Below are 25,884 nucleotides of genomic sequence, written 5' to 3' on the forward strand. Positions count from 1 at the left end.
CCGGATCCGCAGGATCAGGCGGCCTGCGCCTCGGCGGCCAGCTTGCGGATCCGCTCGACCATGGCGCGCACCCCGTTCGAGCGCTGCGCCGAAAGGTGGTCATGCAAGCCGAGCCGGGCAAGCTCAGCGGGCGCATCCACCGCCAGCACATCCTTCACCGGCAGCCCGCCATAAAGCGCGTGGAGCACCGCGATCAGCCCGCGCACGATCATCGCATCGCTCTCGCCCTGAAAATCGAAGGTCGCCCCCGGCCCTGCCCCATCGATCTGCGGCAGGAGCCAAACCTGGCTGGCACAGCCATCCACCTTGGTGGCGGGCACGCGAAACGCCTCATCCAGCGGTGGCATCGCCTTGCCCATATCGATCACATGGCGATAGCGATCCTCCCAATCCTCGAGAAACTCGAAGGTCTCGGCGATATCTTCAAAAGCTTCAGTGGCCATGGGATCCTCGTCAGTCGCTGGTGCTTTCCACCTAGGAGCCCGCGCGCGGAGCGTCCAGCGGAAATGCCCCGATTGTCGCAATGGGACAGGGTTTTCAACGCGCTGTCGATCCGCTAGGCAGAGAAGATCGGATCAAGGGAAGGACGCTCCACGTGCGATCGTTTGTTATGTTGGGTGGCATGGCGCTTGCGCTGTCCGGATGTGCCGAGCTGTTTTCCAACGAGCCCGAGATCGAGCGGCTGGAGCCCGCGCCCGAGGTGTTTGTCGAGGATCGCCGCCAATCGGTGCGGTCGGTCTCCTCCGTGCGCCGCGACCGCCTGCCCGGCGGGATCGTGGTCACCGCAGTGGGCCGCCCGGATGTGCAAGGCTTCTGGGATGCGGAGCTCGTGCCCCTCACCGAGGATGGTCCGGTCAATGGCGAGCTGACCTTCGAGTTCCGCGTGGCCGAGCCGGTGCTGCCGACCCCACCCGGCACCGAGCGCTCCCGCGAGATCGTGGCGGCACGGTTCATCAGCGATATCCAGCTCCAGGGCGTGAACCGGATCGTGGTGAACTCGAACTCAAACTCCCGCAGCGTGCGCCCCTGACCCCAAACCCCTTCTGAAACGCGAAACGCCCCGGCGAAACCGGGGCGCTTGTAAGTCTGGAATGTCGCGCGCGCTCAGAGGCGGGAGGCGACGTTTTCCCAGTTCACCAGATTGTCGAGGAAGTTCGACAGGTAGGCCGGACGCTTGTTGCGGAAATCGATGTAGTAGGAATGCTCCCACACATCGCAGCCGAGCAGCGCGGTCTGACCAAAGCAGAGCGGGTTCACACCGTTCTCGGTCTTGGTCACGGCGAGGGAGCCATCGGCATTCTTCACCAGCCAGGCCCAGCCGGACCCGAACTGGCCTGCGCCTGCGGCGGAGAACTGCGACTTGAACTCATCGACGGAGCCAAAGCTCTCGGTGATCGCTTTTTCCAGCTCGCCGGGCATGCCCGCATCGCCCGGACCCATCATTTCCCAGAACTGATTGTGGTTCCACAACTGGCTGATGTTGTTGAAGATCCCGTTCTGGGCCACAGCGTCCTTGGCATAGGTGCCGGTGATGATCTCTTCGAGGGTCTTGCCCTCCCACTCGGTGCCGGCGATCAGCTTGTTGCCATTGTCCACATAGGCCTTGTGGTGCAGGTCGTGGTGGTACTCGAGCGTTTCAGCGGACATGCCTTTGGACGCGAGCGCGTCATGAGCATAGGGAAGATCGGGAAGTTCAAAAGCCATGGCGGCCCCTCTCGCACGTTGGATTAGTGTAGGAGGTATAAGAGGCCTTCACTCCCCAAGGTCAAGGGCCGGAGGCGGATCGGTGGGGGATTTGCCACCCCCGTCCGACCTCGCCGCCACTCCCTCATGCGATCAGTCCGCAAAGACCCGCAGCCCGCCCCCCGGGTTGGCCGAGACCGCAAGCAGATCCTCGACATATTGCGCGACGGAGCGAAAGCAGATCAGCCGTATCCGATCCGGCGCGGGCATCCAGAGCGCGGTGGCGACCTGCGCGAGCCGCGTCCGGCGCATCTCGCCCGGCGCGAAACGCTCCGGGGCCATGGGCGCCGGGGTTATCTTCGCCAGACATTCCCGCGCCCCGGGGCCCGAGACCTCGTAGATCCGGCGTGCATCGGAGACATCCACGCAGGTGGCAAAAGCCTCCCCAAAGGCCTCCGTCAGAGCTGCAAGCACATCCGCGACCTCGGCCCGCGGGCAAAAGAGCATCGCCTCATCCGGGGACATCCAGGCGAGGGCGCGCTCCGCGTCGCTGGTGATCTGGCGCGGGGCGGGCACGGCAAGGCCCGTGGCGCTCTGGATCGCGGTGGTGATCTCGGCTGCCGTCAAATCCCCCCGCAGGGTGATCATCCCTTGCCCCGTGACTTCGGCGACCTGCGGTGCATAGGTTTCAGACATTCTGCTTCTCCCCCGCCTTGTCATAGAAGACCGGATCGACGATCCGCGCCTTGACCTGACCCTGTCCGATCAAACCGACCTCGACGATCTCGCCCATCCGCTCCGGCCCGTGCAGCACGAGCCCCATGGCGATGCCCCGCTTCAGGGTCGGCGAGCGATAGGTCGAGGTCACACGACCAATCGTTACCCGCTGGCCATTGGCGTTTTTGCCCTCGCCCAGCACATAGGCACCGTCCGGCAGGACCGAGGCATCCAGCGTTTCGAGCCCCACGAGCTTCCAGCGGTTCGGGTCGGCCATGTGGCTGCGGCTTTGGGCGCGCTTTCCGAGGAAGTCGTCCTTCTTCTTCGAGATCGCCCAGTCGAGCCCCAGATCCTGGGGGATCACGGTGCCGTCGGTCTCATCACCGATCATGATGAAGCCTTTCTCGGCGCGCAGCACATGGAGCGCTTCGGTCCCGTAGGGTGTCATGCCCATGGGCGCGCCGATCTCGAGGATCTTGTCCCAAAGCGTGCGGCCCTGATCGGCGGGCACGGCGATCTCATAGCTGAGCTCCCCGGAGAAGCTGATGCGGTAGACCCGCACCGGGTGCCCCGCCAGCGTGCCATCGACCCAGCCCATGAAGGGCAGCGCCTCCGCCGAGACATCGAGCCCGCCCAGAGCCTTGAGGACCTGCCGCGCTTGCGGGCCGACCACGGCGATCTGGGCGAATTGCTCGGTCAGGTTGACCACATGGACCTTGAGGTCCCACCACTCGGTCTGCAGCCACTCTTCCATATGCTGGTGGATATGGTCCGCCCCGCCCGTGGTGGTGTGGCAGAGGAAGCTTTGGTCGTCGAGCCGCGCCACCACGCCGTCATCCATCAGGAAGCCATTGTCGTTGCACATCAGGCCGTAGCGGCAGCGCCCGGGTTTCAGGCTGCTCATCATGTTGGTGTAGAGCCGGTCGAGGAAAACGCCCGCATCGGGCCCGCGCACCAGCAGTTTGCCGAGGGTCGAGGCATCAAGGAGGCCGACTGCGTTGCGCGTGGCCAACACCTCGCGCGCCACGGCCTCCTCCTGGGTCTCCCCCGGCTGGAGGTAGCAATAGGGCCGCCGCCATTGGCCCACAGGCTCCCAATCGGCGCCGTTGGCATCGTTCCAGGCATGCATGGGCGTGCGCCGCAGGGGCTGGAAGATCTCGGCCCGTGCCTCGCCCGCGATCGCCCCCATGGAGATCGGCGTGTAGGGCGGACGGAAGGTGGTGGTGCCCACATCCGGAATATCCGCGTCCAACGCCCCGGCAAGGACCGCGAGGCCGTTGATATTGCTGAGTTTCCCTTGGTCCGTGGCCATGCCGAGCGTGGTGTAGCGCTTGGTATGCTCGACACTCTCGAAACCCTCGCGGGCGGCGAGTTGGACATCGGAAACCTTCACGTCGTTCTGGTAGTCGAGCCACATCTTGCCGCGTTTTTCGATGCTCGCCCCTTGGGGCATGAGCCAGACCGGCGCGATCGCGTTCTCCTCCGGGGCGCTGACCTCGGGCACAGGGTGCGGGCGCGCGGAGGACATGTCCTCCGCGCCGACGCGCTGCGCGGCCAGAGCGCCGGCCTCGGCTGCATCGGTCAGGACCGCCGCCAGGTGGCTGATTCCGGAGGCCGCCCCGGCGGGCAGGACGAAAGGCAAGCCATCGGCGCCAGTGGGCGCCTTGGCTGGGTCCGGCTTGAAACAGAGCCGCTCGGCATCCCAGGCAAGCTTACCACCGCAATGGGACCAGAGATGCACCACGGGCGACCAGCCGCCGGACATGGCCACGCAATCACAGGGAATCATTTCCAACGCTGCGCCCTCGCCCGCCTGGAGGCAAGTCGTGACGCCCGTGACCTGGGCCTTGCCCTTGGTGGCCGCGATGCCGGTGCCGCAATGGATCGGGACCCCACGCGCGCGTACCGCCTCGGGCAGCGCGCCCGTGGCCTCGTCGCGCGCGTCCAGTACGGCGGGCACCGAAAGCCCGGCATCAAGCAGGGCAAGCGCCGTGCGGTAAGCGTCATCATTGTTGGTCACAACCACCGTACGATCCCCGGGGCTGATCCCCTGATTGACAGCGTAATCCCGCACGGCGGAGGCCAGCATCACGCCAGGCAGGTCATTGCCAGCAAAGGACAAAGGCCGCTCGATCGCGCCTGTCGCGGTGATGATCTGCTTGGTTCGGATGCGCCAAAGCCGGTGACGTGGCGCATCCGGATCCGGGGCATGGTCCTTGATCCGTTCGTAGGCCAACGCATAGCCATGGTCATAGACCCCGGCCCCCATGGTCCGGGACTGCAGGGTGACGTTTTCCGCCGCGCGCAACTTGTCGAGCGCGGCTGCGATCCAGGCCTCGGGCGTCTCGCCATCCAGCGTGCCGCCATCCACGGGCGCGCGCCCGCCCCAATGGGCGGTCTGTTCAATCAGGGTCACCTGCGCCCCGGTCGCGGCAGCGCTCAGGGCCGCTTGCAGCCCGGCCACGCCACCCCCGATGATCAAAATATCCGTGTGCCAGTAGAAATGCTCGTAGCGGTCCACATCCCGCTCCGTCGGGGCCGGACCAAGCCCGGCGGAGTGGCGGATCACGGGCTCGAAGAGGTGTTTCCACAAGGGGCGCGGGTGGATGAAGGTTTTGTAGTAGAACCCGGCAGGCAGGTATTTCGAGAGCTTGGAGTTGATTGCGCCCACATCGAATTCGAGACTGGGCCAGTGGTTCTGGCTGCGCGCCTCGAGACCGTCAAAGAGCTCGGTCGTCGTGGCCCGCTGATTGGGCTCCAGCGTTGCGCCTTTTCCCAATGACATCAGGGCGTTGGGCTCTTCGGCGCCGGAAGCGACCACGCCGCGGGGGCGGTGGTATTTGAAAGACCGGCCCATGAGCGTCTGGCCTGCGCCCAGCAGGGCCGAGGCGAGCGTGTCGCCCACATAGCCACGCAGGCGCTTGCCGTTGAAGGTAAATTCGAGCGGAGCGGCGCGGTCGATCAGGCGGCCGCCTGTGGCGAGACGTGTGCTCATGATGCGGATCCTGCGCCGGTGGAGAGAGTCGGGTTATGAGTATTTTTGGAACAATGAAGACGGGGATTGGTCACGAACTCGGGCTCCAATCGGGGCGGCGGGCGCGGATGGCGTCGAGGATTTCCTGAGGCGGTTCAGCGACTTGCGCGGAATAGGTGCCGAACACCTCGAGGGTCACGGTGCAGCGGGCCGCGTGGAACCACTTCCCGCAGCCATAGGCATGGCGCCAGCGTTCGAAATGGACGCCTTTGGGGTTGTCGCGATGGAAGAGATAGGTCTCGACGGCGGCGTCATCGGCCTCGGGCCCGGCGCGGGAGATATGCGCCTGTCCGCCCGGGGCGAGCTCGGTTTCCTCGACGGTGAGGCCACAATTGGGGCAGGTCAAAAGGAGCATGGGACCTCCAGAGAACGGGGCGGAAAACGGGTCAGGCAGGGCGTCGGCGCCCCGTCGGACAGGTGTCGGACAAGTGTCGGGCAAGTGTCGGGCACGGGCGCGCGCTGGGGTAACGCCCCGGTAAGGATCAGGCGGCGGCGCGCGCGAGAGAGAGCGGTCATCGCAGGGCCTCCACCGCGAGGTCGCCAAAGCCCCATTGCAGGGTGGCGACGGAGAGCAGCCCGGTATTGCCCGAGTTGATCGCCTCGGCCTTGCGGCGCAGACGGGTGAAAGCGGATTCCTCATCGAGGAAGTCGAGCGTGTAGCCCTCGTTCGGCAGGTCCTCGGGTTTGGTGCCCGAGGCGATGGCCTCAAACCGCAGCCCGTATTCGTGGAGCATCGCCTCCACCGCGCGTTGGCGGGTGAGCTCGATCTGGGTGAGCCGGTCGGTAAAGAAGAGGATGGCAGCGGCGACGCCGAGGGCGCCGAAGCGCTGAAAGAGCTCCGGATGGCCGGAGGTCAGGCTGAGCAGGCTGCCGAGGAGATAGACCGCGAGGCCAAGCACTGCGACGGCACGCGGCAGCCGATTGCGCAAATGGGTGATCATGGCCGCCCCCCTGCCCGAGCCGGGGCGTTGGCGGCGACTGGCACATCCCCGAAGGGATGCGCCGCGGGTGACGGTGCGTGTGGGTTACTGCGGTGCGACGGGCGATTGCCCAGGCACATCCGGAGCGATCGGCGCGTCCGGCACAGCTGCGGGTGCCGGTGTGCCATCGGGTCCGATGGCCGGGCCCGGCTCGCTGCCCGCGAAGAAGAGGATGCTGAAGATGAGCAACAAGACGATGCCCAGCACCCAGAAGATGGCCTTGCTGCCCCCGCCGGGCGCGCGCCCGACCGCGTGACGTGCAGATGTGGTTCGGTTTTCGTAGTCTGACATGAACTGTCCTCCACTATGAGAGGACAGATCTGGGGGAGCCGGGGCGGCCAAACAACCTGAGCGGAAATCCCCGGTCGGTTTGGGCTGGAGTCTGCGAAAACGCCTGTTGCAGGTCGGCCAAGCTTTGCCAAACCCTGCCACCCACAGCACAAGGTGAGGGATGGCATCGCGGTTTGCAGGACCAGATTGCGACGTTTTCTGATTGGGGTTCTAAACTGCATCGTAATCAAGCACCGGGAAGGCATCGCCAAAAAACATGCGGGCTTCTTCCGAGAACGCCAGACGGACCATGTCAGCCCGTTCTTGTTCTCGCTGCAGTGCCAGGATAATCGTCTTCAACAATTCGTCGGCTTCGGCCAGCATCAGCTTTCCCGCTTGTGCGGATTGCCCGGTCAAAACGGCCTTGGCGCCTTCGCCGAAGCGAAAATCCTTATACTCAGCCTCGCTACGCATAAGCTGCGTCAACTCACTTCGAAGAGCGTTGTAACGCCGCAAAGACACGCGGTTTGTATCAAAGTTGCGTTGGAATAAGTGGATCTGATGAAGAAGATCTATGCGGTCTGCGCGGGCGAGAAAGGAAATCTCACGCGAAAGCACCGGTTCGCCATGAAAGTCATCGTAAAAAATTACGCCAACATCTTCCGTCAAGGAGCGACGACCGTCGTTCTTTTGCTCGGCCTCTTTAAGTTGCAGGGCTATGTGATCATAGAGCGAGCTGGTTTCGTTGGCCATGCTGAAGAGCTTTAAAAGCGCGGAAAACGCGTATTCGGCGTCTCGACGATTGTCCTGTTCAACTCGCAGCGTCCGTTCATTCTTAAGGGTTTGTTTGAGTGTTGTGCGCGTTGCCGCCATGGTAAAAAGACCCCCGATACCGGCAGCACCCAGCGCAATAACAGCGCTCCACCAATCGACGATGAACGCTCCAGCCATCAATGCGCCACCCCTGCCGCGACGCTCTCGTCGATGAAGCGGCCTTCGCGGAAGCGGTTGAGGCCGAACTCGGCGGCAAGCGGGCCGGGCTCTCCGTTCGCGATCATCTCGGCGGTGGCCCAGCCGGAGCCGGGGATCGCCTTGAACCCGCCCGTACCCCAGCCGCAATTGATGAAACACCCACCGAGCGGGGTTTTCGAGATGATCGGGGACCGGTCGCCGGTCATGTCCACGATCCCGCCCCATTGGCGCAGCATCTTGAGGCGCGAGAGCATGGGGAAGGTCTCGATCAGGGCGCGGACCGTCTCTTCGATATGCTGGAAGGAGCCGCGCTGGGTGTAGTTGTTATACCCGTCAGCACCCCCGCCAATCACCATCTCGCCCTTGTCGGACTGGCTCATATAGCCGTGGACGGTGTTGGCCATGACGACCACATCCATGCAGGGCTTGATCGGCTCGGAGACGAGCGCCTGGAGCGCCACGCTTTCCACCGGCAGGCGGAAGCCCGCCATCTCGGCCAGCACGCCGGAATGGCCCGCCACGACGATGCCGAGCTTGGAGCAGCCGATCTCGCCGCGATTGGTCTCGACCCCGGTGACCTGGCCGTTCTCGGAGCGGATCGCGGTGACTTCCGTCTTTTGCAGGATATGCATACCCATATCCGAGCAGGCCCGCGCATAGCCCCAGGCCACCGCGTCGTGGCGCGCCGTGCCGCCCCGGGGCTGCCAGAGGGCGCCGAGCACCGGGTAGCGCGGCCCGGTGATGTCGATGATCGGGCAGAGCTTCTTGACGCGCTCGGGGCCGACGAATTCGGTGGCAACCCCTTGCAGTTCGTTGGCCTGGGCCGTGCGCAGGTAGCCGCGGACCTCGTGATGGGTCTGGGCGAGCATCAGCACGCCGCGGGGGCTGAACATGACGTTGTAGTTGAGGTCCTGAGAGAGCGTCTCGTAGAGGCTGCGGGCCTTTTCGTAGATCGCGGCCGAGGGGTCCTGCAGGTAGTTCGAGCGGATGATCGTGGTGTTGCGGCCCGTATTGCCGCCGCCGAGCCAGCCTTTCTCGATCACGGCCACATTGGTGATGCCGTGGTTCTTGCCCAGATGGTAGGCGGTGGCGAGGCCGTGCCCCCCTGCCCCGACGATGACCACGTCATACTGCTTGCGCGGCTCCGGGGCGGCCCAGGCGCGCTCCCACCCCTGGTGGTAGCGGACAGCTTCGCGGACGATGGCAAAAGCGGAATAGCGTTTCATGCGGGCTCCTTGGTCGTGCCATTTGTGGCAAGTGTCGGGGCGTTTGCCAAAACCAAATCCGCCGCATTCTGTCGGTTTGCGACATTGGGGGGGATCTGGCCGGGCATGGGGCGCGTAGGCGGGGTCCAAAGGGCCTATCGGTTCGCGGCGCTCACAGCTACGATCGCCGCATTTCTCAGATCAAGGTCCCCGCGTGAAACAGGTATTTTCTTTGTCCCTGGCCCTGATGGCTCTCAGCGCCTGCGTGACCCCGAGCTTGAGCCCGTCTTCGCAGGTGGAGGCCGCGGCGCAGCGCAGCGCCTACGCCCAGGCGGCGGAGACACCGGTGGTCGAGGGCATCATCGCCTCCGGCGACGTGGCGATCCTCAAGCAGCTGCAGCCCGGGGCCACGCCCGCACAGAGCTCGGCGCGGGAGCTCAGCCTGGCGCTCCCGTCGAGTTGCGGCAGCTTCGCTTCGGCCTGCAGCTTTGTGGATGGGGGAACGCCCATAGAGTGCAGCTGGTTCGGGGATGGCCGCACGCAGCGGGTGCTCGAATGCCAGTTCGATGCCCTTGACGGAAGCCGTAAGAGCCTGACGTTTCTGCCAAACGGTCAATACACACAGGATCTCGCCACGGTTTCGGCCAGCGCGCTGATCGACCCTCAAGCGGGCGGGCAAAGCGCGTTTCGCGCCGGGATCTGGTATCAGACCGATGCCCAGGCCCGTGCCCGGCAATCGGTCTGGGAGGAGATGGTACGCATCTACACGGCACAGAAGGGTGCGCAGCTCTCCCGCCAAGCCGCAGAGCAGCGGCGCGCCAACCAGCAACTCACCGCGGATGCGACCGCGCTGCTGACGGGCATCGCCGCGGGGCTCTCAACGCCCACCACCGGCGGTCAGAGCACGGGGTTGCGCCCGGGATGCGACTGCCCAACCGGCAACACCAATGATTGCTCGGACGAGTTGTCGGGCCTTCAGCCCATCGAAGAATACTGCCGATAGCGGTGCACCCGCATTCGGGGCCGTCGTACGGAGTTTCGTTGCAGGGTTTCGTTATGGGCCTTCGTTCTGGGCTTTCGTTTGGGGCGCCCGCGGGATATGGGGCCATATGAGCGATCTGATCTTCGATGATTTGGCGGCATTTCGCGCCGTATTGCCCCAGGGGCGGCCTCTGGTCGGGCTGGATCTCGGGACGGCGACCATTGGCGTGGCCCTGTCGGATCGGCTCTGGTCCGTGGCGACGCCGCTGGAGACGATCAAGCGTAAGAAGTTCGGTCTGGATGCGACCAAGCTCGAAGCCATCCTGACCGCGCGCGAAGTGGGCGGAATCGTGCTTGGCCTGCCGCGCAACATGGACGGCTCCGAGGGGCCGCGGGCGCAATCCACCCGCGCCTTCGCCCGGAACTTCGCGGCACGTTGTCCCTTGCCGATCGGGTTCTGGGACGAGCGCCTCTCGACCGTGGCCGCCGAGCGCGCGCTTCTGGAGGCGGACACCTCGCGGGCCAAACGGGCGGATGTGATCGACCACGTGGCCGCGGGCTACATCTTGCAAGGGGTGCTCGACCGGTTCGGGCACATGATCGGAGAGGACGCCGATGAGTGACGAGGTCTGGAAGCGCGCAGAGATCGAAAGCCCCTGCGTGAAGATCTGCGTGATCCACCCGGAGAGCCGCCTCTGCACGGGCTGCCTGCGCACGATCGACGAGATCGGATCCTGGTCCCGGATGAGCCGCGCGGAACGGCGCGAGATCATGGACACCCTGGAAGACCGCCGCCCCCAACTCGCCAAACGCCGCGGCGGCCGCGCAGCCCGGATCGCGCCGAAGCTTTAGATCGTCATCGCGCCGGGCGGACAATCCTGCATTCCGCGCGAGATTGCCGCAATTCGCTGGCATAGTTAATCAACCAGCTGCGACAAATCGAAAATCTTGTCATATCGCAATTTGTTGCGGGGCATGCCGTGCTACCACAGTGGCGTCACCTAGGGTCGACTTCGATTCCCTATGGCCGCGTTGCAAAAGGATATCGTATGAAACGGCCCGCAAAAAATGCCATGCAGATTTGCGGTATCTGCCTATTGCTTGCGGCCTGTGGAAGTGGAAGCAGCAGCACGACAGCTCGCGGTCTGGATTCCCTAAATGATTTGCCTGAAAACGGCGAAACTCTTTTGCAAGGTCAGGCTGTGACAGTTGACGCTGAGATTGATTTCGACAGCGACGAAGTTGTTCTGTTCAACTTATCTGGGACGGATGCAAGCTCGGTAAAGTTGACCACGGAGGACGGCGAGATTGTTGAGGTCGCTATCTTGTCGCTTCGATCAGACGTTGAAATTGATCTGTCGGCGGGTGCAACAACCCCCAACATTCTTCCCATTTCTGAGTATTGGTCACTAGAAGATGGGACCTACCTTGCAATCGTAAACACCGAAACAGGTCGGTTTGAGCATCAATCCATTGGGTTTTGGGCAGAAAACCTTACTGAAAGCACTGCTATACTGGGCGCAGGAGCTTATGGCTTTGAGACGCCTCACTCCGACATTCCAATAGGTCAAAGAGCTGCTTACGTTGGGAAAAGCACCGGCTATAGTGTGGACGAAACCGGGGTTGTGCGCGTAACCGTCTCCGACATCACGCTGGGTACCGATTTTCGTCGAGTGACCATTGATAGCAGGAATACCGAGCAGAGAATTGCTCTCCAACCAGGGACGGTAGCAAGCTTGCCCGATCTGGACTTTAGCGGGAACGGGCCAGTATCCGGTTCGCGTTTCAAAGCAGTCGTTACAAGCGCAACCCTGAGCGGAGAAGCCAGCGGTGCGTTCCACGGCCCCGGCGCAGATGAGGTCGGCGGGACATTCCAACTCACAGGAGAAAATGGCGCTATTTATATCGGCGCGTTTGGAGCAGATTAAGTATAACCCAGGAAGTCATGGGGTTACGCAATATGTCTTCCATAACCTGTCGAGGTGCAACGATTATTGGGTCGCGATCAAGAAAAACGACGCGAAGACACTGCTCTTTCGCCTACACGGATCTTGGGTGCAGTTAATACCCTTCAATCATGCCTTTATTTCCACCAAAATCGGGCACCCAAAGAAATCACGCGAAAAAGTACACCGGAGAGAAGAATGCTTGGAAATACCGCTTATCCCATATTCATCTGCCTGACGACCGCATTCTTGTCCGCCTGCGGCGGTGGCGGTGGCGGTGGCGGTGGCGGTGGCGGTGGCGGTGGAGGCAATACGCCATACACCAACAACAGCGAGCTGTTTGGGGACGGGACCGTGGAGATCCCAGGCGAAGCGGTCACAAGCGACGTACGCTTCTCGCCGGGCAATGGAAGCACGGTACTGTCCAATGTCTCTGGTCCGGGTCGCAGTTTCGCCTTCGTGACAAGCGATGACGGGCGCGGCTTCATTCTCGAGTATCGGGCCGACGGCTCCCAAGTTGTCTTCAATCTTGATACGGACTCTACGGTAGGCGGTTCGGGCCCGATTGCCGCGTTCACCAGCGTAGACGGTGACCGGATCGCGTTTTTCTTGGATGGCGGGTTCGAGCCGTTTGAGCACCAGGTTTTTGGCTCCTGGGTATCAGGGCTGCAATCTGGCCGGGGCACCGCTGGCGCTGGGATCTACGGTGCGCGCACCCCGCTCGCAAACATCCCACAAGGGCAAACTGCCACCTACGAAGGACTATCCTCGGGCATTGCCACGCTCAGCGATGGGGAAGGTTACACAACGCTGTCCGTGATCGAGGTCCGCACGGATTTTTCAACCGCCTCAATCACCAGCATGAATACGGAAGCCGTAAACTTGCGCACGGCGGAAGTGATCGCAGCCAATGAACTCGACTTCGCGGGTGGCGGCGCTGTGATCAATGGCGAATTCAGCGCGTTCGTTTCCGGTCCTGTTGTCATCGGAACAGCGGACGGGGTGTTCAATGGGCCGAACGCGGAGGAGGTCGGCGGAACCTTCAGCCTCTCTGGCCCCGACTCCATCACCTATATTGGCGCTTTCGGTGCCAAGTAGAGACGCTTGCCCAAAAGACGACGGGTCAGTCCGCACAGAGGATCCGCGTCTGGGATGACAGCGACGGAGATCCTCAAGCGCGCCCGGCGAGTATCGCGCTGGGGTCGGGTTAGCTGTGGCCTCCTGTGCCTTACGCTGGGCTTGGCGGGAACGGGTGCGCTGGCACAGGAAAGGGCCGAGCGCCCGGCATCGCCTGGCACCGCCCGGCCCGTTGCGGCGGGCTCCGAGGCCGCGCTCATGGCCGTGGAACGTCAGTTTCTGATCGGTCTCGCCCTGCTCAATACCGGGCGCCCGAATGACGCCATTCCGTTCTTTCTCGACCTGCTGGCTGCGGATCCCACGCTTGTGCGCGTCCGGCTGGAATTGGCGCGGGCCTATTTCGAGGCTGAGCTCTGGGCCCGTGCGCGGCAGGAGTTTTTCACGGTGCTCTCTGGCGATCTGCCGGAGCCTGTGCGCCTCAGGATCCTGTCTTTCATCCGCGCGATCGACGCACGTCGGGGTTTCGACTGGAACCTGTCCGTGGGGCTGACATCGGTCGGAGATGGGCGGGACTTCGATACGGATCAAGCGGATCTCAATTTCGGCGACGGCGTCGTTCCCTTCACGTTCCAACGCGATGGCGAGACGGCACTGGGTCTGCGGGTGGTCGGGGATGCCACCTATCGCAAGGCGCTTGATACCTCGCTGATGGCGCATGCGGATACGGTGGCGTTTCTCGGGACGACGCTGGACCTCGAGGATGGGCCGGGCAGCAAGTTCGACGATACGAGCATTGGCCTGCAGACCGGCTTGCGGTTTCTTGGCGACCGGACATCCGTGGGGCTGAGCCTGTTTGGCCGCACGCGCTACATCGCAGGTCGCAAGGCGGAGGACCGCTATGGGCTGCGGCTGACATTTGAGCGGCGCAACCTGCTCGGTGGTTCCGTGTTTGGCTCCGCCTCGGTCGCGCAGCTGGAAAGCGCCCGCGCCATCGCGCTCAGCGGTCGCGTGGTCACCGGAGAACTGGGATTTCGCCGCTCGCTGGGGGGACGCGCCTCGATCGGTACGGCTCTCCGCTATGAGGACAACCGGCTGGAGGACAGCTTTGCCGATTACAAGGACAGCCAGATCCGGGTTTTCGGCAGCATCGATGTCGCCTTTGGCCTGACGCTGAGCCCGACCCTCTATGCGCGGTATCGCGACTATGATGCGCCGAGCCCGGTCCTGACGGCGAACCCCAACGAGCGCGGCATCGGGATCGAACTGACGGTGCAAAAGAGCGATATCTTCATTGGCGATGGGTTCTCCCCTTTCGCCCGGATCAGCTATGAGCGCACAAAATCCGATGTTGACGCCCTAAGCTATACGGAGACGGGGTTTCAACTGGGGCTGGAGCGGCGGTTCTAGGGGCCGGGCTCAGGGCTCCGCGAGCCAGGCCTCTGCCCCGCCGGGCAGATCGGGTCGGAAATAGGCAATGGCGCGGCCCGCGGGATCCGCGCGCGCACCCTCGGCCCAGGGCGCCACGCCGTGCAGCATCAAGCGGTGCAGCAGGATCGCGCCGCCCGGGGGCGCGTGCAGGGGCACGCGCTTGCACTGCGCGAAGACCTCTCGCCGGGTTTGCGTATAGATCTCGGTCACATCGCGGGTCCGCCACTCTGCCGGAGGCAGGGTGGCCATGGCGCGGCGCAAGGCGGCGCGCAGCAGATGGTGACTGCCTTCCCAGACCACCAGCGGACTGGCTCCTGAATCGGCCTCGGTGAGCGGATAGCCCAGCACAAAGGCCGCGGGTTCGGCGATAAAGCGGCGCCGTTCGGGGCCGATGGGCAAGAGCCCGTCCAGATGGGCCGCGTCCCTATTGCGCCGGAAGCGATGAGCGCTCTCGCTTTCACCGGGATCGCGGCGGGGATAGCCCGGATAGGTCACCGAAATCTGCGCCGGATCGAGGGGCAAGGGCCCGGCAATGCCCTGCGCTGCGGCCAGGGCCGCTCCGGACAAGGCGGGCCCCTCCCCGACCCGCCCGGCCCCGTCATTGGGCAGCGCGTTGACCCCGGCAAACCAGGTCCCGCCATGGCGGAGCCATTGGGCCCGCAAGTCGGGATCCGCCGCAAGCCCGAGCGCAACCGGCCGGATCTGTGCGACCCAGTCCAGCACCGCGGGCTCTGGGTCGAAGACCTGCCAGCCCTGGTGCTCCAGCGCGGTGTCGCGGTCGGTTTGCACGGCCATGCCTTCTCCTGCCTTCATGGTTGCGCGGGACAGGCCCTGGCTCTAACAGGGTCCCATGTCCGCAGATCCGTCCGACGCGCCCATCCCCGTCTCGCTGTTTTGGTACCAGACGGATGTTCCGCCGCAAGTGCAGGACTGCATGGCGAGCTGGAACGCCCATCCCGGTCTGCACGCAACACCCTATAGCCTTGCCGAGGCCCGCGCTTTTCTCGACCGCAGCTGCGGGCCGGAGGTGCGCCAGCATTTCGAGACCTGCGCGCCCTATGCCATGGCATCGGATGTCCTGCGGATGCACCTGCTGCTTGTGCGCGGCGGGCTTTATGTGGATGCCAACTGGGCACAGATCACACCGATCCGCCCCCTTCTCGACCGGGTACACGCGTCGGGGCAATCCGGTCTGATCGCCGATATCACCGCGCTCAGCGCCTCGTTCGGGGATCCTTTCACCGATGCCGCGTTGGAGATGGGCTGCGAGATGCTTCTCAACGGGTTTGTCTATGCCAGCGCGCCACAGGATCTCTTCCTGTCGCTCTGCGCCGAGATCAACGGGCGCAATATCGCAGCCCGTTCTTGCGAGCAGATCGCCTTTGCTGCGGGCAGCGGCGTGATGAGTATGGTGCTCTTCCTGCGGAATTTCGAGAGGCGCGATGCCTATCTCGATGCGCTGCAAGCACTTGGGGGCAAAACGTTCTTCGGACATGACGTGCGCGGGTCGCTGGATATGGTGGCTGAGGTCACCGCAGCCCATGACCATGCCAAGCTGCGTGCCGCTTTCGCGCAAATCGCCACAATCCCGGGGCCGGAGCTTGAGGCCTTCATGTCCCGCGATGGGCTCGGCCAGACCCATAAGGATCACTGGACGCGCCACAAGGGCAGCCTTTATCGCGACGCCTGAGCGCCGGGCTCAGCCAGCCTTGCGATGGGGATCCGCGATCTGCGCCAAGGCAGCGTCGAGCACCTCGAGCCCCGCGCCGCTGCGATGCCCCTGCTCCGACAGGATGCGCCGCCAGCCTCGGGCACCGGGCCGTCCGGCAAAGGCGCCAAGCATATGCCGCGTGACCTGGGCGAGCTTGCCCCCTGCCGCGAGATAGGCGGCGATATAGGGGCGCATGGCCTCGACCGCCTCCTCGGCGCTCACATCCGGGCCGGGCCGGCCATAGATCCGGCGATCGGCCGCACTCAGGATGCGGGAAGGTTCGTGATAAGCCGCGCGCCCGATCATCACGCCATCGAGCCCGTCGGCCAGATGGGCCTCGGCCTGATCGAGATCCGTGATCCCGCCATTGATCGACAGGTGCAGGTCCGGAAAGGCCGCCTTCATGGCGTGAACCAGCGGGTAGTCGAGGGGCGGGATATCCCGGTTCTCCTTGGGGCTGAGCCCCTGCAGCCAGGCCTTGCGGGCATGGATCGTCACGCGCCGCACTCCCGCCTCGGAGATCTGCTGCAGGAAATCGGGCAAAACCTGAGCGGGGTCCTGATCATCCACGCCGATCCGGCATTTCACGGTGATCTCGGGCCCGTCGCTGGCCGCGATCATCGCCGAAACGCACTCGGCGACAAGCGCCGGGCGCTCCATCAGGATCGCCCCGAAGCAACCGGACTGCACCCGGTCCGAGGGGCAACCCACATTGAGGTTGATCTCCGCATACCCGAAACCGCAGGCGATCCGCACCGCCTTGGCCAACTCGACGGGATCCGAGCCGCCAAGCTGCAGGGCCAGCGGATGCTCGGCTGCGGTATACTCGAGCAGATGCGTCGCATCCCCCCGCACCAGCGCCGGGGCAGTCACCATCTCCGTATAGAGCAAAACCTCGCGCGAGAACTGCCGGTGAAACATCCGGCAGTGGCGGTCGGTCCAGTCCATCATGGGGGCGATAGAAAGACGTGCGTGGTGGTCGAGCTTGCGGGCCATGGCCCGCCTTAGCAAGTCTGGGCGAACAGGTCGATACGTGCGCTGCTATGGCATGACTTCTTTGAACCCATAGCGACCGATGCTGCCGAGTGACCAAATGGCCGGTTTGAATTTCAACGCTAGAGTGTTCTCGAAACGTCGCTTGCAATGACTGACCACGTGAAATCTGCACCAAGCTCAGACAAAATCGCAATCTCCTTGGCACTTAGTTCGCCATTGATCTGGTCGCTTCTTTCCATCAGCGTATGAACTTCTAAATCTTGCACACCCAGTTTTCTTAACTCGTAGTTCACACTCAGCAGGTATTGAAGTAACTCCAATAATCTGAAGCCTGGAGCGTCAAACGCGATTAAACATTCTGCATAAGTATGGCCTGGTCGTCGAACAATTGGCTCACCTTTCAAATGGAAAGCGGTCAAGGCAAGTCTTTTCAAAGTCAGATCAAGCGCTTCCACTTCAATCTTTTCACCGGACAAACAAACAGAGAAAGTATCCATATCTATAACGTTCGCTCTTGAGGCAGCCTCAAAACAGTTCGCTTTGATCGACGCTAGTGTATCGTAGCATTTGTCTTTGATAAATAACTCTAGTTTCTAAACAAAGCACGCAGAGCCGACATTCAAATCTGATCATCGAACAGCAGTTTCGTCCCGCAAAGCTGCTGTTCGATGGCAAATAGAATTGCTTTTCTTGGAATTGCCGGACCGAACAGACATATCTGATATAACCAACTGTTCTGAATTGGAAAATTTCTCGCTGAACCCGTCCATTATCGGTGCCGGCGGGAAGCGGCTCCCGCTTCACACTGCCTGCATGCCGACAAGGGCGCTTGCCGCGGTCCAGATCTCAAATTCTCGACTGGCGCCACAGGGCATTAAACGCGTCGTGCCTTATCGCAGTTCTTCGATATCTGCTTGGCGCGGTTGCTACGGGCGGACACGCGCCACGCGAGCTCCTGTGGCGACGCTGCAAGGCATGCACCTCCCTCTTCGGCGTTGGCCCCGGGATCTTAACGCAAGCCGTGCGCCGCGCTAGCGCGCCAGCGCGTCTTTCAGGGCTGGATAGAGCGCGTGGTAGCGGGCGTAGATCTCGTCATAGGCGGCGACCGCTTGCGGGTTTGGCTCGATCACCCGGCCCGGTTTGACCATAGCCGCGATCCCCTCATCGATGCTGGCAAAGTGCCCGGCGCCGTGGGCCGCGAGGATCGCCGAGCCCAGCGTCGGCCCATCGGTGGAGGCCGGGATGCGCACGGGGATCCCGGCGGTATCCGCGTGGATCTGCATGAAGAGCTCGGAGTTCGTCGCCCCGCCCCCGGCCACCATCTCGCTGCCCTGGTAGCCGCCCTTGGCAAAGGCCTCGAGGATCGCGCGGGTGCCCATGGAGATCCCCTCCATGATCGCACGGAACACGTGGTGGGGTTCATGGGCCAGGGTCAGCCCGGTGATCGCCCCGCGGGAAAGCGCATCCGTATAGGGCGTGCGGTTGCCCTGGAAGTGGTCCTGCACCACCAGCCCCTCGGCCCCGGGCGGCAGGGCAGCGGCCTTGCGGTTCATCTCGTCGAAATCAAGCTCACCGCCGACGAAGCGGCGCAGCCAGTTGATCACCGACCCGGTGGAGGTCTGGCCGCCTTCGATAATGTAGCGATCCGGATAAACGATATCCGCATAGGCGCCCCACATGCCCGGCGCGTGGAAGGGGGCCTCGGTGACGCCGAATTGCAGATGCGAGGAGCCGGTGATCAGGCAGAGCTGCCCGGGTTGCGCCACGCCGAGCCCGATCATCCCGATCAGCGCGTCGGCCCCGCCTTGGACGAGCTTGGTGCGAGTCGAGAGACCCAGCGCCTCGGCGGCCTCCGGGGTCAGTGTCCCCACAACCTCGCCCGGGGCGGCGACGCGGCCCGGCCATTTCTCCACCAGATCGCCCATGCCGAGCGCGGTCACGAGGCTCGACGCCCAGCCGCCATCGCGGTTCGCGTAGTGCCAACGCAGGCCGACATTGTTGAGAGAGGCGCAGCGCTCTCCGGTCAGGCGCAGGGTCAGGTAGTCCTGATACTCGCAGATCGTGTGCGCCGCGTCGTAGATCTCGGGCTCGTGCCGTTTGAGCCAGAGCGCCTTGGGGATCATCCATTCCGCCGAGACCGGCCCGGCCCCGTCCGAGTTCAGTCGCAGCCGCGGATCGCCCGTGGCGAGCACGGCCTCGGCTTCCTTGTCGGCGCGGACATCCATCCACATGAGCGCCGGGCGCAGGGGGGCTCCGGCCTTGTCGAGCGCCACAACCGTGCAGCAGGTGGTGGCATACGCCATCGCCTCGACCTGATCACCGGAGATCCCTGCCTCCGCAAGGCTCGCGCGGGTCGCCACGCACAGGCTGGACCACCAATCCTCGGGATTCTGTTCGGCCCGGGCGCCGGGCGCGAAGGTCGTCTCATAGGGTTCCGCATGGGAGCCGACGCAGGTCCCCTCCAAATCATAGATGCGGACGCGCAGGCTTTCGGTCCCGCCATCGGCGGTCAAGACATAGGCCATACTCCCCTCCTCCCTTGGGTCGTCTGTGGTGTCTCAGGGTGCCGCGAGAATGGCCGCCACATCTGCGGTGGCGTCCCAATGCGGCATATGCCCGGTCTCTACCATGTGGCAGGCGACATGGGGCGGCAAGTGAAAGGCATGGGCGCGCGGGATGATCCGGTCGGCAAGCCCGAAGATGGCGGTGATCGGCATCTGCCCCGCCAACGCGCGTAGGGGGCCGAGCGTGTCGATCCGTTGCGTGTCGCCCCGCGCCATGTCGCGACTGAGGGCCGCGAGGCGCTGACCGCGCAGCTCTTGCGCCATGGCGCTGAGGGCCGCGCTGTCGAGGGCCGACGCCTTGGGACCGAGGAGCCGCATCAGGTGCGCGAGCTCTCCGGGACCGGGGGCCGCGGCCATGCTGGTAAGGAACCCGCCATGGATCTCGAGCCCGCATCCTGCCGGCGCCAGAAGCGTCAGGCGCGCGACCCGCTCCGGGGCGCGTTGCGCGGCCCGGGCCGCCACCCAGGCGCCGAGGGAATGGCCGAGCAGATGCACGGGCGCGGGCTGGCGCGCGAGATCCTCCGCCAGCCAGTCCACGAGGTCCATCGCTGCGCTCACCTCCGCCGGGTTGCGGCCATGGCCCGGCAGGTCCGGCGCCGAGGAGCTGAGGCCGGAGCGTTGCAGATCCGCGCGGAGCGCCGCCCAGTTCGCGCCGAGGCCTGCAAAGCCGTGGACGCAATAGACCGGGGCGGTGGCCGCCGCGCGGGTGTTTCGCGGGGCCGCGAGGGGGATCGCGCCCGGGATCAGGGCGCGCACATCCGCCGCCTCGATCCGACCGCGCCGCCCCGTGCCCGGGATCCCGTCGAGGGCGAGCCCGCTCTCCCGCGCGATCCGCCGGGCGAGCGGCGTGGCGCGGAGGCGAGCCGGGTTGGCGGGGGCTGCGGTGACCGGTGCCATTATCGGCCTGGCCATCGCAGGCGCCGGTTCGGGGGGCTCAGGATCCGCCTCCCCCTCAATCCCGTCCCAGGGATCCGCCGTTTCGATCTCGGCAATCGGCGTGCCAACCGTGACCACATCGCCGGGCGCCACGAGCATCGCCAGCAAGGTTCCGTTTCCGAGCGCAGGATACTCCACCATGGTCTTGTCGGTCTCGACTTCCAGCAGCGGATCGCCCCGCTTGAAGCTTTGTCCCGGGGCCACAAGCCATTCGGCGACCGTTGCCTCCTCCATGGTCTCGCCCAGACGCGGCATGGGCAGGGTCAGCTTGGCCAGCGTGGTCATGGGAACATCCTGCGCGCGGTCGCGACGATCAGATCCGGCGTGGGGACCGAGTTCGCCTCCAACAGAGGCGAGACCGAGATCGGGATGTCTTCGCCCGCCACGCGCACAACGGGATCCTCAAGGAAATCAAAGCATTCCTCGGTAATCCGCGCGCTCAGCTCCGCTGCCACGCCACAGGTCATCACTCCTTCGGAGACGACCATGGCGCGCCCCGCGGCCTCGACCAGTGGGCGGATCGTGTCGAAATCGAACGGATTGAGCGTGCGCAGATCCACGACCGCAACAGAAAGCCCGTGCGCGGTCTGCAAGGTCTCGGCGGCGGCGAGCGCGTGATGGACCTGCCGCGAATAGGTGACGATCACCAGATCGCCCCCTTCGCGCAACACTGAGGCCCGCCCCCAGGGCGCGGGTTCGACCGCCGGGTCGAGGCTGCCTTTTTGAGTATAGAGCCCCTTATGTTCGATGAAGACCACAGGATCGGGTTGCTGCAGGGATTGGCGCAGCAGGTGATAGGCATCCTCGACCGTGGCGGGCATGGCGAGCCGCAGGCCCGGCGTGTGCATGACATAGCCCTCAAGGCTCTGGCTGTGCTGCGCCCCTGCTGAGCGACCCGTGCCGCCTTGGGTCCGCAGCACCATGGGCACCCCGATCTGGCCCCCGAACATATAGCGGATCTTGGCGGCCTGATTGGCAAGCTGATCCATGGTCATGCCGATGAAATCCACATACATGAGCTCAGCCACCGGGCGCAGGCCGGTCATGGCGGCCCCCACGGCCGTGCCGACAATCGCCGCCTCCGAGATCGGGGTGTCGATCACCCGCTCGGCGCCGAAACTCTTGATCAGGTCCTTGGTCACGCCATAGGCGCCGCCATAGCGGCCCACCTCCTCGCCCATGATGACCACGCTGTCATCGGCCTCCATCGCTTCGGACAGGGCCAGGCGGAGAGCATCGCGATAGGTCGTCTCGATCTGCGCCATGCCGCTCACTCCTGCGCCAGAACGCGGTCGAGACGGGTGCGCACGGGCTCCGGCTCGGGCTGGGACGGGTCGTAGACATCCCGGAACATGGAGGCCATTTGCGGCTCCTCCCCGGCGATGGCAAAGTCGATCGCCCCGTCCATTTCCGTGGCGATCTTGGCGTCGAGCGCGTCGAGCTCGGCCTCCCCCATCTGCCCCGAGGCGATCAGCTTGTCGCGGGCTTGCTGGACCGGGTCCTTCTGGCGGCCCTCTTCCTCCTCGGCGGCATCGCGATAGGGGGATTTGTCTTTGCGGGCGTGACCGTAGAACCGGTAGCAATCCACCGCGAGAAAGGCGGGCTTGCCCGCGCGGGCCCCGGCGATCAGTTCGGCGGCCGCCTCGGCCACGTCTTCGACCGCGAGCCCATCTACGGTGCGGGCGGCGAGCCCAAAGGCCTCGGCCCGCTCATGGAGGCGCGGATTGGCGGTGGCCTGATCGATGCGCGTGCCCATGCCGTATTGGTTGTTGATGCAGACAAACACCACCGGCAGGGACCAGAGCGCCGCCATGTTCATGCTCTCATAGAGGATCCCCTGCCCAGTCGCCCCGTCGCCAAAGAAGGCGATGGAGACCGCGCCGCTCTGCTGGTGGCGCGCCGAGAGGCCCGCCCCCACGACCGCCGGGATGCCGCCGCCGACGATGGCGTTCGCGCCCAGATGACCGAGCCCCATATCGGCGATATGCATGGAGCCGCCCTTGCCCCGGCAATAGCCGCTCTCCTTGCCCGCGATCTCGGCCATCATCCCGTTGGGATCGGCCCCGCGCGCGAGGAAAATCCCGTGGCCGCGATGGTGGGTCGTGAAGGTATCGCCGGTCTCCATGGCCGCACAGACGCCGACGGCGGCACTTTCCTCGCCGATCGAGAGATGCAGCATGGAGCCCGCCGACTGGCCGCGCACAAAGAGCTCGCCCACGCGCTCTTCAAAGCTGCGCACGCGGCGCATCTCGGCATAAAGCTCGGGCAGCGTTGAGTTTTTCATATGTGTTTTGTCCTCGGATCCCGTCAGATCAGCCCGTATTGCCGTGCCTTGTTGCGCAGGAACGGCAGACCGTTTTCCATAACCTCCGCCTCGCCGGAGGCCACGGGCCGCCAGACCGAGAGGCCGAAGGCGATCTCGGGCGGCATGTCGATGAAGCTTTCCATGGCGAGCCCGCCAGTGAAGCCCACGGCGCGCAGGGCGCCAAAGATCTCGTCCCAGGCGATGGTGCCGGCCCCGGGCGTGCCCCGGTCGGATTCCGACAGATGGATATAGCGGAGATGCTCGCGCGCATCGATGATGCCCTGAGCGACGCCCTTCTCCTCGATATTCATGTGATAGGTGTCGAGATGGACGAACATGTTCTCGGCCCCGATCCGCTCGATCATCTCGACCGCTTGCCAGCCGGTATTGAGCAGATGGGTCTCGTAACGGTTCACGGGCTCGATCCCGAAGAGCAGCCCGAGGGATTTCGCATGGGCTGCCGCGCGGGTCAGGGCATCGGCTACATTGTCGAGCTCGGCTTGGGTGGGCGGCTTGCCCGAACGCTCCCCGATCCCGCCATAGACCACCCCCGAAAGCGCCTCAGACCCCATGGCCGCGGCCTTGTCGAGCGCCTGGGTCAGGAAGGCCACCGCGCCGTCCGGATTGTGGGACGCCCAGACCGCCTGAGGCAGACCGAGGGAGCAGACCGAGCGCATCTCGGCGGCCTCGAGCACCTGACGGCTGTGATCCGCATCCACGCTGGGTGGATCAAGTAGCGCGATCTCGAGAAAATCCATGCCATAGGATTGCGCCTTGGCCACCGCGCGTTCGCAGCCCGCCCGGTCCCAGGACATGGTCCACATGCTGGTATGCACCCCGAAGCCTTCCATCACGCCTCCCCCTTTTTGCTGGCGGCCACAAGGCGCGTGGCCAGCCGCTCGTCCACCAACAGCTTCTTGACGAACCCGGCGCGCAGCACGGCAATCGTGGCGGCGAGCTTGCCGAGCCCCGCCGCCAGCAGCACCGTATCCATTCCGGCCATATCCGCGGGCTGAACACAGGGCGTGCAGCTGTTGAGCTCGATATCCGCCACGGTGCCGTCGGCCTTGTAGAACACTCCGCAGCAATCCCCGACCACATCCGCATCGCGCAACTGCTGGATCTGGTCGGCGCTGAAAATGTCGCTGTCAAAGAGGATCGATCCCTCGCGGCATTCGCCCACGCTCATCAGCGCATGATCCGCCATGCGCGCCACATCCATGGCCTCGCGCACAAGGCGCTGGGACATGATCCCTTCGCAGGCCTCGGCGCTGTCGGTCACAAAGGGCGCAGGCATCAGGATCGCGCGCCCGCCGGTCTGAGCCGCGAGCCGGACGCAAACATCGCCGGGCGCGGTGTGCGAGGCATAGGTCACGGAGCCCATGAGCGACACGAAGGTCAGCCCGGAATTGCGCACGCCGGTCAGATTATCGGCCATGGACGACAACGTCCGGCCCCAGCCGAGCCCCACGGTGGCCTGCCGATCCGACCCCGCGATCCGGGCGAGATAGCTGCTGGCGAGGATCGCGACCGCGTTGCGAGCGAGCGCTTCATCATCGGTCTCGGCCCCGATCGGCGCGACCTGCACCTCCTGCAGATCGAAGGCCGCAACCAGCCGGTCGGCCAGTTCGAGTGTGCGGGAGGTCCGGTGTTCGACCGCGATTCGAACCAGCCCCTGCGCCCGCGCATCCGCCAGCATCCGCAGCACCTTGAACCGCGAGATCCCGAGCCGTTTGCTGACCTCCTGCTGGCTGAGATTGCCAACATAATAAAGCCATGCGGCCTGGGCGATGTCGTTATCCGCCTGGCGTTTCTGCATCAACATGGGCGTTCCGGGGCCTCCCCGCGACCTGCGACAAAATGGCTTGACCGAGGCTTTCGTGCTTATATAGTCACAAACGTGCAGTCAATGCACAAGTGTGATCGAAGCGCCCGGAGACATATGCTCAAGCATGGACAGGACGCTGATTTATCACAGGTTTTTTTGCGCCAGCGCCATACGCGCCGGACGGAAGGAGGACCCGCATCCGCGGGCTTAGGGAGGAATAGATGAAGACCAAGATTACATTGCTGGCCAGTGCCGCATTTGCTTCGGCAGCTCTTCTGGGCACGCAGGTGGCGGCGGATGGTCATTCCAAGGACATCGCCACCGTGGTCAAGATCGCGGGCATCCAGTGGTTCAACCGCATGGAGGAAGGCGTCCAGAAATTCGCCGGTGAATCCGGTATGAACGCCTTCCAGGTCGGGCCCGCCCAGGCCGACCCGCAGCAGCAGGTCGCACTGATCGAGGACATGATCGCCCAAGGCGTGGACGCGCTCGCCGTTGTGCCGATGTCGCCCGAAGCGCTGGAGCCCGTGCTCGGCCGCGCCATGGAGGCAGGCATCGCCGTGATCACCCATGAGGCCGCAGCCCAGCAGAACACGGCCTATGACCTCGAAGCCTTCGTGAACGAGGATTTCGGCGCCAACCTGATGGAACAGCTCGCCACCTGCATGGGCGGTGAGGGCGAGTATGCGGTCTATGTGGGCTCGCTGACCTCCCAGACCCATAACCAGTGGGTCGATGGCGCGATTGCGCATCAGAAGGCCAACTACCCGAACATGACGCTCGTCGGCGACAAGAACGAGACCTTCGACGATGCAGAGCAGGCCTACACGAAGGCGCAGGAGGTGCTGCGCGCCTTCCCGAACATCAAGGGCATGCAAGGGTCCGCCTCCACAGATGTGGCCGGGATCGGGCGCGCGATCGAAGAGCGTGGGATGGAGGATGCAACCTGCGTCTTCGGCACCTCCCTGCCCTCCATCGCGGGCCAATATCTTGAGACCGGCGCCGTGGACGGCATCGGCTTCTGGGATCCGGCGGTCGCGGGCGAAGCCATGAACAAGCTCGCCGTCATGGTGATGAATGGCGAGACGGTCACCGATGGCATGGATCTCGGCCTGCCCGGCTACGAAAAGATCACCCTCGACGGCAAGGTCATCTATGGCCAGGCCTGGGTGAATGTGGATGCGGGGAACATGGCGGAATACCCGTTCTGATCACTCCCGAGACGGGGCGGCCTCCGGGCCGTCCCGCCTT

Annotated in this window: 27 protein-coding genes; 9 read left to right on the plus strand and 18 right to left on the minus strand. The window is 64.4% G+C overall.

Annotation, left to right across the window (positions count from 1 at the left end):
• Positions 1-14 precede the first annotated feature (14 nt).
• Entirely contained in the window at positions 15-443 is a 429-nt protein-coding gene (locus tag ACP153_RS08150; protein WP_424970479.1) for a SufE family protein, read from the minus strand.
• A gap of 152 nt (positions 444-595) precedes the next feature.
• Here ACP153_RS08150 and ACP153_RS08155 point away from each other — a divergent pair, with 152 nt between their 5' ends.
• The gene (locus tag ACP153_RS08155) at positions 596-1,030 is read left to right on the plus strand and encodes a hypothetical protein (protein WP_424970480.1); all 435 of its coding nucleotides are present in this window, start codon (positions 596-598) and stop codon (positions 1,028-1,030) included.
• 74 nt (positions 1,031-1,104) lie between these two features.
• On the opposite strand, the gene ACP153_RS08160 is transcribed toward ACP153_RS08155, so the two are convergent.
• From ACP153_RS08160 to ACP153_RS08195, 8 genes are all read right to left on the minus strand, one after another.
• On the minus strand, positions 1,105-1,704 hold the full coding sequence (locus tag ACP153_RS08160) for a superoxide dismutase (protein WP_424970481.1): 600 nt from the start codon (positions 1,702-1,704) through the stop codon (positions 1,105-1,107).
• Positions 1,705-1,836: 132 nt separating this feature from the next.
• Complete coding sequence (locus ACP153_RS08165) at positions 1,837-2,379, minus strand: sarcosine oxidase subunit gamma (protein WP_424970482.1); 543 nt, start codon at positions 2,377-2,379, stop codon at positions 1,837-1,839.
• A complete protein-coding gene (locus ACP153_RS08170; RefSeq protein WP_424970483.1) occupies positions 2,372-5,395 on the minus strand; it encodes a sarcosine oxidase subunit alpha family protein in 3,024 nt (1,007 codons plus the stop codon). Before ACP153_RS08170 ends, ACP153_RS08165 begins: the two co-directional genes overlap by 8 nt.
• A 70-nt stretch (positions 5,396-5,465) precedes the next feature.
• Entirely contained in the window at positions 5,466-5,789 is a 324-nt protein-coding gene (locus tag ACP153_RS08175) for a sarcosine oxidase subunit delta (protein WP_424970484.1), read from the minus strand.
• A gap of 157 nt (positions 5,790-5,946) precedes the next feature.
• Positions 5,947-6,375, minus strand: coding sequence for a hypothetical protein (locus ACP153_RS08180; protein ID WP_424970485.1), 429 nt, complete (start codon positions 6,373-6,375; stop codon positions 5,947-5,949).
• Positions 6,376-6,459: 84 nt separating this feature from the next.
• Positions 6,460-6,705 (minus strand): hypothetical protein, encoded by a 246-nt coding sequence (locus tag ACP153_RS08185; RefSeq protein ID WP_424970486.1) that lies wholly within the window; start codon positions 6,703-6,705, stop codon positions 6,460-6,462.
• 210 nt (positions 6,706-6,915) lie between these two features.
• Positions 6,916-7,635 carry a hypothetical protein gene (locus ACP153_RS08190; protein WP_424970487.1) on the minus strand — a complete coding sequence of 240 codons (720 nt, stop codon included), beginning with the start codon at positions 7,633-7,635 and terminating at the stop codon, positions 6,916-6,918.
• A complete protein-coding gene (locus ACP153_RS08195) occupies positions 7,635-8,882 on the minus strand; it encodes a sarcosine oxidase subunit beta family protein (protein ID WP_424970488.1) in 1,248 nt (415 codons plus the stop codon). The genes ACP153_RS08190 and ACP153_RS08195 overlap by 1 nt, the downstream gene beginning before the upstream one ends.
• A gap of 193 nt (positions 8,883-9,075) precedes the next feature.
• Here ACP153_RS08195 and ACP153_RS08200 point away from each other — a divergent pair, with 193 nt between their 5' ends.
• The 6 genes from ACP153_RS08200 (at position 9,076) to ACP153_RS08225 (ending at position 14,272) form a co-directional block, all read left to right on the plus strand.
• Positions 9,076-9,864, plus strand: a complete 789-nt coding sequence (locus ACP153_RS08200; RefSeq protein ID WP_424970489.1) for a hypothetical protein — start codon at positions 9,076-9,078, stop codon at positions 9,862-9,864.
• Between the two features lie 115 nt (positions 9,865-9,979).
• Positions 9,980-10,465 (plus strand): Holliday junction resolvase RuvX, encoded by a 486-nt coding sequence (ruvX, locus tag ACP153_RS08205; RefSeq protein WP_424970767.1) that lies wholly within the window; start codon positions 9,980-9,982, stop codon positions 10,463-10,465.
• A complete protein-coding gene (locus ACP153_RS08210; RefSeq protein ID WP_424970490.1) occupies positions 10,458-10,694 on the plus strand; it encodes a DUF1289 domain-containing protein in 237 nt (78 codons plus the stop codon). Before ruvX ends, ACP153_RS08210 begins: the two co-directional genes overlap by 8 nt.
• Positions 10,695-10,891: 197 nt before the next feature.
• Positions 10,892-11,770 carry a transferrin-binding protein-like solute binding protein gene (locus ACP153_RS08215; protein WP_424970491.1) on the plus strand — a complete coding sequence of 293 codons (879 nt, stop codon included), beginning with the start codon at positions 10,892-10,894 and terminating at the stop codon, positions 11,768-11,770.
• A gap of 216 nt (positions 11,771-11,986) precedes the next feature.
• On the plus strand, positions 11,987-12,886 hold the full coding sequence (locus ACP153_RS08220; RefSeq protein ID WP_424970492.1) for a hypothetical protein: 900 nt from the start codon (positions 11,987-11,989) through the stop codon (positions 12,884-12,886).
• 141 nt (positions 12,887-13,027) lie between these two features.
• On the plus strand, positions 13,028-14,272 hold the full coding sequence (locus ACP153_RS08225) for a tetratricopeptide repeat protein (protein ID WP_424970493.1): 1,245 nt from the start codon (positions 13,028-13,030) through the stop codon (positions 14,270-14,272).
• 9 nt (positions 14,273-14,281) lie between these two features.
• Here ACP153_RS08225 and ACP153_RS08230 read toward each other — a convergent pair whose 3' ends face one another.
• Entirely contained in the window at positions 14,282-15,088 is an 807-nt protein-coding gene (locus tag ACP153_RS08230; protein ID WP_424970494.1) for a hypothetical protein, read from the minus strand.
• A gap of 55 nt (positions 15,089-15,143) precedes the next feature.
• Between ACP153_RS08230 and ACP153_RS08235 the strand changes: the two genes are divergently transcribed.
• Positions 15,144-15,983, plus strand: a complete 840-nt coding sequence (locus tag ACP153_RS08235) for a hypothetical protein (protein WP_424970495.1) — start codon at positions 15,144-15,146, stop codon at positions 15,981-15,983.
• 9 nt (positions 15,984-15,992) lie between these two features.
• On the opposite strand, the gene dusA is transcribed toward ACP153_RS08235, so the two are convergent.
• The 8 genes from dusA to ACP153_RS08275 all read right to left on the minus strand — a co-directional run bounded on the left by dusA (position 15,993) and on the right by ACP153_RS08275 (position 24,630).
• A complete protein-coding gene (dusA, locus tag ACP153_RS08240; protein WP_424970496.1) occupies positions 15,993-17,000 on the minus strand; it encodes a tRNA dihydrouridine(20/20a) synthase DusA in 1,008 nt (335 codons plus the stop codon).
• Positions 17,001-17,119: 119 nt separating this feature from the next.
• A complete protein-coding gene (locus tag ACP153_RS08245; RefSeq protein ID WP_424970497.1) occupies positions 17,120-17,497 on the minus strand; it encodes a hypothetical protein in 378 nt (125 codons plus the stop codon).
• Between the two features lie 534 nt (positions 17,498-18,031).
• Entirely contained in the window at positions 18,032-19,525 is a 1,494-nt protein-coding gene (locus tag ACP153_RS08250; RefSeq protein WP_424970498.1) for an FGGY-family carbohydrate kinase, read from the minus strand.
• A gap of 33 nt (positions 19,526-19,558) precedes the next feature.
• A complete protein-coding gene (locus ACP153_RS08255; RefSeq protein WP_424970499.1) occupies positions 19,559-20,785 on the minus strand; it encodes an acetoin dehydrogenase dihydrolipoyllysine-residue acetyltransferase subunit in 1,227 nt (408 codons plus the stop codon).
• Complete coding sequence (locus ACP153_RS08260; protein WP_424970500.1) at positions 20,782-21,765, minus strand: alpha-ketoacid dehydrogenase subunit beta; 984 nt, start codon at positions 21,763-21,765, stop codon at positions 20,782-20,784. The genes ACP153_RS08255 and ACP153_RS08260 overlap by 4 nt, the downstream gene beginning before the upstream one ends.
• A 5-nt stretch (positions 21,766-21,770) precedes the next feature.
• Positions 21,771-22,784: a thiamine pyrophosphate-dependent dehydrogenase E1 component subunit alpha gene (locus ACP153_RS08265; RefSeq protein ID WP_424970501.1), complete on the minus strand. Its 1,014-nt coding sequence runs from the start codon at positions 22,782-22,784 to the stop codon at positions 21,771-21,773.
• Positions 22,785-22,807: 23 nt separating this feature from the next.
• Positions 22,808-23,656 carry a sugar phosphate isomerase/epimerase family protein gene (locus ACP153_RS08270; RefSeq protein WP_424970502.1) on the minus strand — a complete coding sequence of 283 codons (849 nt, stop codon included), beginning with the start codon at positions 23,654-23,656 and terminating at the stop codon, positions 22,808-22,810.
• Positions 23,656-24,630, minus strand: a complete 975-nt coding sequence (locus ACP153_RS08275) for a sugar-binding transcriptional regulator (protein WP_424970503.1) — start codon at positions 24,628-24,630, stop codon at positions 23,656-23,658. The genes ACP153_RS08270 and ACP153_RS08275 overlap by 1 nt, the downstream gene beginning before the upstream one ends.
• Before the next feature lie 224 nt (positions 24,631-24,854).
• Between ACP153_RS08275 and ACP153_RS08280 the strand changes: the two genes are divergently transcribed.
• Positions 24,855-25,844, plus strand: a complete 990-nt coding sequence (locus ACP153_RS08280) for an autoinducer 2 ABC transporter substrate-binding protein (RefSeq protein ID WP_424970504.1) — start codon at positions 24,855-24,857, stop codon at positions 25,842-25,844.
• Positions 25,845-25,884: the final 40 nt, after the last annotated feature.

Source organism: Dinoroseobacter sp. S76, from assembly GCF_049801095.1.
Classification (GTDB): Bacteria; Pseudomonadota; Alphaproteobacteria; order Rhodobacterales; family Rhodobacteraceae; genus Dinoroseobacter.